Annotated in this window: 9 protein-coding genes and 2 tRNA genes; all 11 read right to left on the bottom strand. The window is 54.0% G+C overall.

The annotated features are described in order from the left end of the window. Nucleotides 1–25 precede the first annotated feature (25 nt). Nucleotides 26–802, bottom strand: coding sequence for a hypothetical protein (locus DKB71_RS32835; protein WP_408601893.1), 777 nt, complete (start codon nucleotides 800–802; stop codon nucleotides 26–28). A gap of 201 nt (nucleotides 803–1,003) precedes the next feature. Beyond that, on the bottom strand, nucleotides 1,004–1,981 hold the full coding sequence (locus DKB71_RS32830; protein WP_408601892.1) for a metallophosphoesterase: 978 nt from the start codon (nucleotides 1,979–1,981) through the stop codon (nucleotides 1,004–1,006). Between the two features lie 261 nt (nucleotides 1,982–2,242). Continuing rightward, entirely contained in the window at nucleotides 2,243–3,517 is a 1,275-nt protein-coding gene (locus DKB71_RS32825; RefSeq protein WP_408601891.1) for a cation:proton antiporter, read from the bottom strand. A gap of 186 nt (nucleotides 3,518–3,703) precedes the next feature. Further along, entirely contained in the window at nucleotides 3,704–4,507 is an 804-nt protein-coding gene (locus DKB71_RS32820; RefSeq protein ID WP_408601890.1) for a hypothetical protein, read from the bottom strand. 24 nt (nucleotides 4,508–4,531) lie between these two features. Then, on the bottom strand, nucleotides 4,532–5,386 hold the full coding sequence (locus DKB71_RS32815; protein ID WP_408601889.1) for an alpha/beta hydrolase: 855 nt from the start codon (nucleotides 5,384–5,386) through the stop codon (nucleotides 4,532–4,534). A 273-nt stretch (nucleotides 5,387–5,659) separates the two neighbouring features. Further along, on the bottom strand, nucleotides 5,660–8,251 hold the full coding sequence (locus DKB71_RS32810) for an autotransporter domain-containing protein (protein ID WP_408601888.1): 2,592 nt from the start codon (nucleotides 8,249–8,251) through the stop codon (nucleotides 5,660–5,662). Nucleotides 8,252–8,546: 295 nt separating this feature from the next. Then, entirely contained in the window at nucleotides 8,547–8,771 is a 225-nt protein-coding gene (locus DKB71_RS32805; protein WP_408601887.1) for a hypothetical protein, read from the bottom strand. Nucleotides 8,772–9,647: 876 nt separating this feature from the next. Further along, nucleotides 9,648–10,568 carry a recombination-associated protein RdgC gene (gene rdgC, locus DKB71_RS32800; protein WP_408601886.1) on the bottom strand — a complete coding sequence of 307 codons (921 nt, stop codon included), beginning with the start codon at nucleotides 10,566–10,568 and terminating at the stop codon, nucleotides 9,648–9,650. Nucleotides 10,569–10,656: 88 nt separating this feature from the next. Next, a tRNA-Leu gene (locus tag DKB71_RS32795) sits at nucleotides 10,657–10,741 on the bottom strand. Between the two features lie 397 nt (nucleotides 10,742–11,138). Next, a tRNA-Thr gene (locus DKB71_RS32790) sits at nucleotides 11,139–11,214 on the bottom strand. A gap of 9 nt (nucleotides 11,215–11,223) precedes the next feature. Next, nucleotides 11,224–12,213 carry a stealth family protein gene (locus DKB71_RS32785; protein WP_408601885.1) on the bottom strand — a complete coding sequence of 330 codons (990 nt, stop codon included), beginning with the start codon at nucleotides 12,211–12,213 and terminating at the stop codon, nucleotides 11,224–11,226. Nucleotides 12,214–12,711: the final 498 nt, after the last annotated feature.

The raw sequence follows: 12,711 nt of genomic DNA, 5'->3' as shown, positions 1-12,711 counted from the left end.
CGGCTGGTAGGCCGGGGCTGATCGATCAACGGGTTTTGTTGAGGACGGTCATGTTGAAAGAGCCACGACTTTTGGTGTAGTTCATGCGGGCCAAGGTGCCGTCAGGCTTGAGAATGTACGAGACGATGCCGTTGACACAGTTGTTCTTGTTGCCCTGAACCGGTGTTTCAATCGTAGAGACCGCGTTGTCCTCCACCGCGCCGTGACGAACCTCGGTGATGCAACCGAAATCCTTGTAGACCGCTTGGCTGCGAGCATAAGGGGTCAGGGTCACTTCGATGCGGGATTCGCGCCCATCGGCAGACAGAGCCTTACCGCTCCAGGTGCCCAGCATCGCTTGGGTCAGTTGCTTGTCTACCGTGCGGTTGATCTGGGACGACTTGCGGATCTGGCCCAGCGCAATGCGCTTACCGTCCAGGTCGAAGTGCGCCAGACGCATCGAACCGTCAGTATTTGGAGTCAAACGCAGGTAGCTGTTCTTCGGGCAGGTACCGACGCCGGCCTGGATCTCTTCCAGGAGAATGACGTTAACGTCGTCTTCGTGGCGCTGATACTTAACCAGTCCAGAGCAACCAGCGGAGGTGTACTTCACGCGGCCCAGGTCGTTCATGCGCAAGTCCAGCTCGACGGTGCGCGATTTCTTGGTGTCGTCATCGTATTCGGCGCCGACCCAAACGCCAGACAAGGCTTGATCAATGCCTGGCTTGGTGAAGTTGTTCGGTTTGTTGCTTTGCGTGGTGGAGCAGCCCGCTACGACCGAGAGGGTTGCTGCGATTGCCAAGCACTTGAAGATCGAGTTCATTTTGCGAAACATCCTGTTTGGGTGTGTTGTCAGTATAGTTTTTCTATACTCATAGTCAATAGGCCGATGCATATAAATTGCTATCAGCTGTGAAATATTGGATTTTTGGCTTAAGACATTGAAAAGGGTCAGCTTTTTCTGACCATTTTGGTGGTTCTGCCTACTAACGAATGTCTAAAAATGCCGACTAATGTCTAAAACCTACAGCGCAGGTTGGTCAGGGGTGTGATCGTGATCGTACCCACCGGTGACCCACACAAACTTATCGGGACAGAAGTCTGTTTCACCATCCCAACGGTAAGCGCACAGCTTGCCGGACGGACTGCCTTTTCCGATGCTGTAGTCAAGACAGGCTACACGCGGGCCAAGTGGCTGAGGGGTGCCCTGCATCCAGTAGTGACCGAACACCACCAAATGCTGGCTTTCGTAATTCACAACTGCCATGCCCGGCACATCTTGGTCTGGAAGTTGACTACGCATCGACTCGGAACCTACCGCCAACTCGCGATACGTTCTGGCATCCTTATCCCACCACCGTGTACGCGTTCTACGGCGCTCAATGCCGTCTTTATCCAGGTAAGAGATACCTTCGGGCAGATCGGTCTCAACGCCCTTCAGAAGCGTTTCCATGAGCTCGTAGGCATGCGAGCCCTTTCGAGCACTCTGTACCCAGGCTTCAGCCTTGATCGACTGATCCGGATTGAGGTACTGCTGGATCTCTGTGATGTACTCAGGATGCCAGCAAGCATGAATCGCTCGCAGGCCTGGAAGGTCGAGATACACAGGCAGCGTCTTAAACCACTCGATGATCTCGACGTACTCTGGACTGCCCTCGCCCACCTGGCGAAGAAACTCGTTGTGCGGGTGACGATTGCGAGCAGTGTGCTTACGCAGATATTCGCCTGGGTGATCCGGATCCGGCGTAGCAAAGGCCACGGCGTTGAACTCATGGTTTCCGAGGACAGTAAGCGCTACGCCAGCGTCAATCATCGCTTTGACGATCCGCAGCGTTTCAACCTGCTCGGGCCCGCGATCAATGAAGTCACCCAGGAAAATCACTTTCCGGGTCGGATGCCTGTAGACCCCGTCGACTTCGACGTAGCCCAGTTTCTCGAGTAGCTGCTTGAGCTTTTGAGCATGGCCGTGAATATCACCGATGATGTCGTACGTGTTGTACATAGAGCCTCCATGGGTGACAACCCGTTCGTCTAAATGAGAGTCCGACACTTTCGCAGTCGGCGCGGCCAGTCGATTGCGCGCATCGAACAAGCACCGATTACAGTCCTCCACTGCGGGGAATCCGCAGCATAACTGCACGCCTTGTGCCCAATTGGGCTATGTCTCGAATATACCGCCACTAGGAAAAGGTGTCCACGGGCAAGTTGACAATATATCAATAAAAAAGCCCCGCATTTGCGGGGCTTTCTTTGTGGCGGTGCCTCAGAGGTTTTCTGGGATCGCCTTAGGCTTTTTCTCGCCGAAGAGCAGCTTCACCAGCTTACCAATGGTCAACCCCTGCACGAGGATGGAGGCCAGAACCACGATGTAGGTTAAGGTCAGCACCAGGTCACGCTGCTCACCCAGCGGCAAGGATAGCGCCAGGGCTACCGACACCCCTCCCCGCAATCCGCCCCATGACAGTGTACGAATTGTTCCCTTCGTAATCTGGCGGTCACCACGATGACGCATACGCATCAACAGAATTGCCGGCGATACAGTTAAGACTCTGGACATCAAAACAACGACTGCGAGTACAAGGCCAGCGCCAATATGCACCCAGGTAAATGGCAGCAAAAGCAGCTCTAGGCCAATAAGTGTGAACAGGAGTGAATTAAGCACGTCGTCGATCAATTCCCACAGTCCATCGACGTAGCGACGGGAGTTCTCGGACATGGCCAGATTACGACCATGGTTGCCGATGATCAGACCCACCACGACCATCGCAATTGGCGAAGACACATGGAGCTTAGTAGCTAAGGCAGAACCGCCGAAGACGATTGCCAGGGTCAACATCACAGAGACCTGATGCTGATCAATAGTACGAAGCATCATGAACCCTATCGTACCCAGCACAACCCCGTAAACAATGCCTCCAACGGCTTCTTGAAGGAACAAAACGGTGATATCACTAGGGGTCGGTGTGTGACCTAGCATCAGGATTCCAATAAGTATGCTGAATACTACTACAGCAGTACCATCATTGAATAGTGATTCGCCAACGATAACCATTCTCATTGGCTTTGGTGCACCCGACGTTTTTAGGATCCCCATTACAGCGATTGGATCGGTCGGAGAGATGAGCGCTCCGAACAAAAGGCAGTACAAAAAGCTTACTTGCCAACCAATAAATTGAGCCATGTAGTAGGCCAAAACGCCAACAACTACTGTCGAAATTAACACTCCAACAGTTGCCAGCAGACCGATTGCCCACTTATAGCTGCGCAGGTCATTCAGGTTCACATGCAGTGCGCCAGCAAACAGCAGCGCCGGGAGGAACCAGGTCATCAGGATGGTCGAGAAATCCAGGCTCGCGATCAGCTTCTGCATGTGCAGCTCAAGGATTGGGTACCCCATGGCAGTCACGATCTGCAGGGCGACCGACAGCAACAGCGCGGTCACCATCACACCGATGGCCGGAGGCAGTTTCAGGAATTTGTAGTTGAACCACGTCATGAGGGTGGTCAGAAAAATGAAGCCTGCTACAAGATCAAGCATGGGAGGAGCTCCTTTGTTTCGCACTGCCTGAATTCCTGAGTTCTGCGCTCCGTGCTGATCTCAATACCTCAAGGCCTAAATGAATTCGCCGCCCTCGTATAAGGCGGCAAAAGTAGGTCGTTTCGAGGCAATAATATGCCATAAATTGACAGACTCGTCAATTCGCAAGAGACGATGGTCTCGGCTCTAAACACCAAGCTCTGAGGTGAAAATCTGGCCTCTTTCATCCATGGCAAATCCCTGGATGTAGTCGGATTTCTGCACGCCCGCCGCTTCGAGGGCATCGACAAGCATGGAGACCTTGATCGCTGGGTAGTCATGCTTGATGTGTATGAAATCCAAGATCAGATCCCTGTAGGTCGCCAGCTTGTGATCCCTGACACTCGCTGCAAGCTGCCGGGCAATCCGACGCAGGGCCGCCTCGACTCTTGCACTCCCCTGAAGAAAATGTGTGCAGATAGAAATCAAGAAGAGCCGCTGCGTCTTTCCGCTCGGTGTTTGAGCATCTTCAGATTCCACATAGGATCTTAAGCTCTGCCTGAGCTCTAACGGCAAACACGGACTGTGATGCAGGGTTTCGATGTGTTCCAGTTTAAAAAAGTCGTGGAAATTTAAGCTTGTCAGCTGTATTTCCCCAGCATCACGAAGCATAACCAGCGCTGGAATGACGAGCCCCGCCTCATGACATATTTTTTGGCTGAAGAATTTGATCGACTCTGCTGCCTGGCTTTCCCTGAACGCGTCCACGATCTGATCAGCCGATGCTGTAGAGAGCATCAACGACATCTTGCGATCATGTTCGGCTTGTTCATGGGCCTTGGGTCGAAAAGGAGGAGCCAGATCGTAGATCCGATCCAGGGCGTCTCTGAGCGGTTCTAGATCGAGTTCTGCTGGCCGGCCAATACACTCATCGCTTAACCACGGACGCCCTCCTACTCCCACCGTGAATGCGCCATGTTCATACGGAAGCGTTCTTTTCACGATGTTCACCTACCTTCTCGTGGTTTCCTCTAATCAGCGCTGGCCGGTGAGCGAGCACAGTACCGGGTCATAGATCATGCTCTGAGAAACCGCATTCCAACCCTTTTCGTGCGTGGCCGGAATCTCAACCACATCAGCACACGTTGCCCCGGTTTTTTGGATAAACACTCGCACCAGGCTCGCTGGCACAACGGTATCCGCCCGGCCTACGAAGTGGCGCTGGGGGATCTTGGCCAAGGTATCCGCGTAAGACGCTGGGTCAACCACGTTGCCCAGTGGCGAAAGACGATGAAGCATGATCCAGGCATTTGGATCGATGTTGCCGGCCAGGGTGACCACATCGGAGATGTCCGAGCGTTCGCCAGCTAGGGCCATGGCCACAGCACCGCCCCCAGAGTAGCCCACGAGCTTGAAGCGCCTGGTCTGGTAGTCGCGCTTAAGTTCGTCGAGCGCGTGGCTGTACGAGTCGATGACGGCCCGCGAGAAGCGTTGCGACGTCCACATTGAGTTGTTGCAGGCCTTCGTATCGAACATCAGCTGATACTGGCAAGGTCTGGCAAGGTAAATGGCAGGCTTGGCATCAGCCATAGCCAGGTCAACCACCAGGTAGTTCCGAGGCGAGGGGTCGGCACTTGGCGTTGATTTGTTCAGCCAAGCCCTGCCGTCACCCTCGATGTAGATGGTGATGGATTCAGCGCCAGGTTGTACTGCGGCGTTTTTAACCGACATCAGCTGGAAAGGCTTGCTGCTCACAAACCAGCTTGTGGCGCCTAGCTTGTCAGTGTGCACCTTGAATTGGTCGTACGTGGAAGCGCAGCCGGAAAGCGCCGACAAAAAAAGGGCCATCAGCCCTATTTTCATTTTTGTCAGTTCAGACTGTTGCTTCATCACCCCTGCCCTCGCATGTCTGCGTCAGCCCGGTGCTTCGACTTACGGCTGTACTTGGTTTTGTCCTGGATAACGCGAGGCCCGTACAATGGGATCATCACCATCGACTTAGCTTTGCTCGGATCCTTTCTCGCTTTCATGGGGTTTTCCCTTGATTTTTGCCTGTCAATTTATGCAGTTAGTTTAAGGGATCTCTGCCAAGTAGGTCAATATGCCAGCATTTTAAAAACAAACAACCCGCCAATTGGCGGGTTGCTTTTAACAGCGCGGGACTTAGAAGTCGTAGCGCAGTTTTGCGGTCAGGATGTCCGCGTCGAAGCCAGTTTTGGTCAGACGGTCGTAACCGAGGCCCAAAGTGACGTCGCCTTTACGGTAGGTCGCGCCCAGGCCCAGCTCGTAGCTGTCCTTGGCAGACGATGCACCGTTGGTCACGAACGAGTTACCGCCCAGGACGTAGGTCGAAGTGCTGTTGGAGGTGTCCGCGATGAAGTCATGGTAAGCCATGGCTTTGACTTCTGGCTCGAGGATGCCGCCAGCAACTTCAAACTGACCGGCCAGACGCACGCCGGCACCCAGTTCACCGACTTCCATACGCTGGTCGCCAGTGGTCAGAGCAGCCGAGCTACCCTTTTCAGTGAAGCCATCGATGTTCACTTTGGCGTAGCGAGCGGCAACACGAGGCTCAACGACCATGTCTTTGTTGATGTCAAAGGCGTAGCCAGCCAGAGCGCTCAGGCCCAGGACGTCGCTGTCGTAAGTGCCTTTGGCTTCGGTACCGGCGATGAAGCGCTTCGACTTGTTGCGGTTCTGGCCGTAGGTCAGGCTGCCGTCAACGAAGAAACGGTCGTAAGTCCAGCTACCGTAGGCAGTCAGCGCGTTGCTGTCGACCTGGGTTTTGTTGCCATCGTCCGAATCAACGTCGGTGTCAACGTAGCTGTACGCCAGACCCAGTACGGTTGCATCGTTCAGTTGACCATCGATACCAGCCGAGAAGCCAGTAGCGTTGGCGCTGTAGCCGTCAATACCGTCACGCTTGTCTTGGTTGGAATCGTTGTGCAGAACCTGGAACCACGACCCAACTTGAGTGAAGCCTTCACCCGAGGACATGCCCTGGCGAACGCTGCTCATGCGAGTACCGACAGCGGTGGATACCAGGTTCTGAGTGCCCAGTGCGGCCTTGGTAGCGCCGGCATTCACTTCAGGGGTCAGTTGCTTGGCAACACGTGCAACGGATTGTGCGTCATTGCCGGCATCGATGAGAGCCTTCAGCACAGGGTCGTTCGGGTTGGTGCCAGCCAGCGCAGACGCTGCATTGACGAACTCAGCACCAGCACGCTGAGCGTTGGCATTACCGCCGCCTTCCGAGATCACATCCTGAATGGCAGCATTGCTTTTCGCCGCTACAGTCACAGCCATGGAGTTTTCATCGATCTGGATCGCGTTGATGGTCAGAACAGACGAGCTGCTCGATACCGCAACGCCATTGTTTACCAGGCTGTTGGCTTCCAGGATGGTGTACTTCTGACCATCATTGCTGAAATCTTCGCCTTTGGCGTTCAGAACCAGATTCGAACCGCTTTCCAGGGTGGCCTTGCCATCGACGTTGAGGATTGCCTTATCTGGGTTGGTCATGCCGCTGATTGGCAGACCCAGCGCACCGCCACCCTCGATGACCAGGTCACCGCGCAGGTTGCTGTGGGCCGATTCCAGGTTCAGCGTACCGTCTTTCGCGATATGCAGACCTTCGGAAGCCTGAATGTTTTGGCCACGGAATTCACCGGTGCCGGTAACGTTTACTTTGCCCAGGCCGAGCAGATCGCCTTCTACAGAGCCGCCAGCCCAGTTCAGGTCGGCATTGCCGTGACCCTGAATTGCAGCTACGCCGCCCTTGATCAGACCGCCGTCATGGTAGATCTGGAAGTTCTTGCTGACTTCGGCGGCTGCCTGGGTCAAGTAGTAGCCTTCGACTTCGATACCAACGCCGTCAGCAATGATGGTGCCGGAGTTGACGATGCCCTTACCGAAGGTAGCGCCATCGACGGATACGCCCACTGAGCCTACGCCGAATGCACCAACGGAGCCGCTGTTGACGAATTCGTTGACCTTAGCACCGTGATCGAAGTCGATACCGTCTGCTTCTGCGCCGTTTGCGAAAATGGAGCCGGAGTTGGCAAAGGTGCCACCGAACTCGGTATCTTCCATATGGACGCCGTCAACGCCTTCACCGATGGCAGACAGTTTGCCGCTGTTGCTGATACTGCCGCCCTTCACAGCGGAGCCGTTGACGATGTTCAACGCAACAGTGTTCCAGCCTTCGATGCTCACATTGCCGCTATTGGCAAAGTTACCGCCGATGATTGCGCGATCCAGGTCGATAGCGCGACCAGCATCTTGCTCGTTACGGGCAATGGCAGTGATGTCGCCGGAGTTGATGACGTCGTGTTCAACTTTGGTGTTGCGTACACGCAGGCCCGAAGCACCGATACCGTGAGCGTAAAGGTTGCCGGAGTTGATGATGCTGCCACCTACTGCGGTCGCACGGCCCCAGATGTTTGGGAACACCAAGTCAACACTGCCGATGTTGATAGCATTGGGGTTGTTGTCACCACGGCTGTCTTCGGAGTGGATGTTGCCCGTGTTGACGATGTCCCCAGCGACGTTAACGCTTTCGAGGGTGATGCCGTCACGGGTGCCGTTGTAGTCACCGGCAACGATGATCTGGCTGAAGTTCTGGGTCTGGCCCATAACGGTACCATTACCGTTGATGCCACCACCTTGGCCATTCATGGTCAGATCTGCCATGACTGGGGATGCGGCCAATGCAATCGAGATGGCCAGCAAGCTTTTACGAAGAACGATGTTCAATCTGTTATCCCTGTTTGAGTTGTTCAGCGCACACAACATAGCGGTTGAATTGTCAGCGTCGGTATGATGCCTGAACCGCTCGCGAGAGTGGTAGTCCGCCGATGACAAATTTCTTCCAGTACCGCAGCCTCAGGGCCTGCGCGATGAGGTGACGTAACTTTACGGGTGAATTGACAAGTTGTCAACACATACCAATTGCATTGGCTAGAGCCCTCTAAATCAAGGGTGTTGGCTAACTAGCAGGCACAAAAAAAGCCACTAAAAGTGACTTTTCTTGGATCTAATATCTTGCGGGTCAGTTGATGATCCACTTCTTGAACGGCATCAATTCTTCGCCCATGGTCGGTGCTGCGTCGACCTCTACGTCAGCGTCAGCCCATATGGCAGAGCGGTTCGCAGGCTTTTCTGTAAATTTTTGAAGGCAATACGTCTTAAAGTGCTCAAGATTTTTTAAGCTGATTTGCTTGTTGTCTCGAGTGTTGCCAAGGTCTACACCTATGAAGGGATTGTGCGAAGCCATAACCGTTGTCCATTTGCGCCAGCCGGCGAGCATGAAAGAAATTGATTACAGCGATGCTTTCGAACGCCAACGCATCCTACAAACTCAGCGGAACACGCGCCGTTGAGCGTTGCAGGCCCTTCCCTCCATGACATTGACAGCCAATAGCACCGCTACCTATTTGAGCTCCTGGTAGACGAGCAAAACCGTGGTTTATCCCTAGACTTTATAGGATTTCAGACCCAATAAAAAGCATAAATTGACAGGCTTTAAGCAGTGCCCAGATGGCCACGAGAGAGGTCGCCCCTTCTTGCGCAGCAAGCCTGGCTTTTGAGGCTTTCCAAGCCAAAAACGCAATAGCGTGCAGACGCATGCATTAGTGCGCATAGACAGGTATTTGCTGGGATTTGAGCTGAGGGACGATGCACGGCGGGAGGAGCTTGCAACTGGGTTGCATGGTGGAGGATGTTTCAAGCTGCTGCCGGGCAGCGAGCCAAGCTCTAGATGTGTTTGTGTTCAAACCAGGACAGCCAACTGCATTCACAGAAGGCTCTCCAGGGCCACCTCACAGAGTGAAGTGGTCTGGACGGATTCAAGGCCAACCCTTCGCCCGCTCACGCTACGGGCCTCATCACGGCTTTGGCTTGCCTACACGTCTAATTCCGTAGTGTCAGGGTTCTCGAACACTCATGACAGAGCTTCTACGACTCAACCACAGCCCCGAGGGACTACGAAACGCAAGCGCTTCTATGGAGGTATCGCCACCCATTTCGGCTGCATCTGACTGTTCCAGGTACTCATAACTTGCCACTGTACGCGCTTCAACAGGCGCTAGAGACCGTTACAACTTTCCAGGTCACAGATGCAGCCAAAATCTTTAAGAGAGCACCAGTGGCGTTATACGCCCTCTGGCATCTCCTCCCCGCCCAGCGCTTCGATCAGCGCCGGCAGGTAGTCACGGAACGTCAGCATCATCAGAGTGAAGCTCGCGTCCAGTTGACCCAGTGCGTCTTCGCCGCCGTCCTGCTCTGCCTGATCCTGCAGCAAATCTTCGAACTTGATCCCTTTGATGACCATCTTGTCATCCAGGGTGAAGGACAGCTTGTCCTGCCAGGCCATTGCCAGGTTGGTAACCAGCATACCCTTGGCCAGGTGAGCCTGGATCTCGTCGGAGCTCAGATCCTGACGAGTCGCGTTGATCTTGCCGCCGTCTTCGTGAGTGTCGGCCAGGGTGACCTTGTCCAGAACGAAGAAGTCATCTGGGGCCTTCTGAGTAGTAACCCACTCAGTCATGCTGGCCGAAGGCGCGATCTTCACCGTCAGAGGTCGAACAGGCAGAGTGCCGATCACTTCACGGACAGTGGACAGCAGATCTTCTGCACGCTTTGGACTTGCCGAGTTGACCAGGATCAGACCTTGCTTCAGGTCGATGGCCGCGAACGTGGACGACTTGCGGATGAAAGCGCGAGGCAGGAAGGCCTGGATGATCTCGTCTTTGATCTGATCGCGTTCTTTCTTGTAAACCTTGCGCTGCTCTTCGGCCTCGATCTCGTCGACCTTTTCTTTGACTGCATCACGAACAACGCTACCCGGAAGGATACGTTCTTCCTTCTGGGCCGAGATCAAGATGAAGTCACCGCTCACGTGCGCCAGCGGGGCATCTTCGCCCTTGCCGAATGGTGCTACGAAACCGTAGGTGGTCAATTCTTGCGATGCACATGGGCGAGCGCGCTTTGTAGAGAGCGCTGTTTCAAGCTCAGCAGCATTCACTGCAAGGTTTTGTGTGAGGCGGTATGCGAGTAAATTTTTGAACCACATCAGTCATGCACTCCTAGAGAAAACCGTTCGATTTAAACATCATGTTTATTCGAGAAACTCAGCGTAAATAGCTGTTTTTCTTCATAATTGGTGCGCAGCGCGGGACTCGAACCCGCACACCATACGGCACAACCACCTCAAGGTTGCGTGTCTACCAATTCCACCAGCTGCGCGAAAATCGTTTGAGCATTGGGACTCAGTAGAGTCACCGCCCGGAATTTTTTGATACTTGAGGCCGCAGTCGCACGGCCCCAGATGGTTGTTTCTGAACTGCTTCTGACCTGACATCCTGCAAGTGCCGCTGACACCACCGGGAGAAGAAGCCGATGGAGGCCGCAGCAAAGGCTGGCGACCAACCCAGCGTAAATCCGATGAGCAAGAAAATCGCCAGTGCAGTGATGCTTAACGCGAACATTCCGGAAAAATCAAAATGAGGCATCGTTGAGTCCCCTAGCTTTTGGCTCTGGGGCCAAGAATCCTCTTACACTCGAGAATGTTGAATGAAAACTGGCTGATCATCTGCGTAGTGCCCCGGCTTTCGCCTGGCTAGTGCAAACAATCAACCAAAAATGGTGCCGGAAACAGGAATCGAACCTGCGGCCTTCCGCTTACAAGGCGGTTGCTCTACCGACTGAGCTATTCCGGCGTTGAAACTTTACATCTGAAGCCCACCATCGAGATGGTAGGAGTGAACAGGCCGTGGTGGTCTGAATTCGAAGCCTGACGGCTCTGGAAAACAGGCCTCATAGACGTCGCGTAACCGATCACGCATTTCATCTACGTCGTCCCTGTTGTCAGTCGTGTCATTGATACATGCGGCCAGCTTACGGTTCATGCCGGCCAGCATTTCAACTGACAAGTCCCTTTTCTCCACGTCATCTGTGTAGAAGTAGAGGCATTCGTTGGTGCGGAACTCCGCACGGCCCTGGGCAGCGCAATCAACGCCGTAGAGGTTGGCCAAGATGCTGTGCGCACCAACGGCTCTGAACTTCTCACTGCGAGTGTTGTGGAAGATCTCTGGATGCTTGCTCTCGAGGGCTTCCATCCAGGACTTTCTGATGCCCTTGGGGTTGTGCTCGATGACCTTTTCAATTGGGGAGGTGCCGTAATGTGCCCTACCCCATTTCTGAGCCATGATCGCATCACTCTCGCCCGTCAGATTTTTCACACCGAGGTCTCTGGGGAGATCCTCATCAGTCAGGTAGACAGTGCAACCGTTGTTGGCAAAAAAGTCATCAAAGCTAACTTGGCGCATGAGCAACAGGTCATCGTTGAACGCCACGAAGTGCTCTGAGATTCCGGGGATCTTGTGCAAAGCCGACTCAATGGATCTGGAGGAGAAAGTCGGCAAGTACTGCGATTCGAGAATTTCGGTGTGGTCAACGATTCGAACTCGCGGATGATCGGCCAGGAATGCAGGACGCTGATTATCTGTCACGAGAAAAATTGAGCCCTCGAAGGGCCAGAACTTCTCAATCGAGCGAAGCAGATATCGCAATTCGTCGTTATCACGATAACGACCCTCTACATTGCCAGTCTCGAACACGCCCTCAAGGTTGCCCTTGCTGTGTTCGTGTCTTTTGTTGCGCCAGCTGGGATCGGAACCATCTACCCAGGTGATGACCAAGTCTACAGATGTACTCATGAGCGCCTCTTCTTTTTCTTATGGGCTGCTTTGTAAATACTGGTGCTTAATGCAAGAATTCGAGCCCGGTTACTTCCGTCCGGGGGCACAGCCAAGAATGGGGTGCCAGGTGGATCGGCCTCTCCTCCACTTAAGGGGAACAAGGTATTACCGATCATCTTTTTCAGCGTCTGCTGAACTGCGCGATGCCTGGTACAGGCTCCGATATTCCTCAGCGCAAGCTTTACGGGCCGCGTCGGATTTAAGTACCTTTCGCCTAGAACACTCCACCGTCCTGAAGACGGAAGCGATGGCGCAATAATGCGTAGGGCGAACCCCAGGCATTCGAATAAAGACAAATATTGCCTGCCTCTATTCGAATACCCCCACCCTAATAGGGAGACCGTTCGGGTGGTGCATTCGTTACTAGCTGTACTGGCGAGGCATCAAGACGGTCACGCCGCACCTGACATCCCCGTTAGTTGTACCCAGTCTTTCGGCAATCGTTCTGAACCGACT

The sequence above is a fragment of the Pseudomonas sp. PLMAX genome, from assembly GCF_046042685.1.
In the GTDB taxonomy this organism is placed as follows: Bacteria; Pseudomonadota; Gammaproteobacteria; order Pseudomonadales; family Pseudomonadaceae; genus Aquipseudomonas; species Aquipseudomonas putida_AE.
Note: the sequence above shows the minus strand (reverse complement) of the source record. Positions and strands in the feature narration are given on the sequence as shown.

Excerpts from the sequence above, each read along its gene's own strand:
- DKB71_RS32835 (WP_408601893.1), bottom strand. The coding sequence starts at position 802 with ATGAACTCGATCTTCAAGTGCTTGGCAATCGCAGCAACCCTCTCGGTC.
- DKB71_RS32830 (WP_408601892.1), bottom strand. The coding sequence starts at position 1,981 with ATGTACAACACGTACGACATCATCGGTGATATTCACGGCCATGCTCAA.
- DKB71_RS32825 (WP_408601891.1), bottom strand. The coding sequence starts at position 3,517 with ATGCTTGATCTTGTAGCAGGCTTCATTTTTCTGACCACCCTCATGACG.
- DKB71_RS32815 (WP_408601889.1), bottom strand. The coding sequence starts at position 5,386 with ATGAAGCAACAGTCTGAACTGACAAAAATGAAAATAGGGCTGATGGCC.
- DKB71_RS32805 (WP_408601887.1), bottom strand. The coding sequence starts at position 8,771 with ATGGCTTCGCACAATCCCTTCATAGGTGTAGACCTTGGCAACACTCGA.
- rdgC (WP_408601886.1), bottom strand. The coding sequence starts at position 10,568 with ATGTGGTTCAAAAATTTACTCGCATACCGCCTCACACAAAACCTTGCA.
- DKB71_RS32785 (WP_408601885.1), bottom strand. The coding sequence starts at position 12,213 with ATGAGTACATCTGTAGACTTGGTCATCACCTGGGTAGATGGTTCCGAT.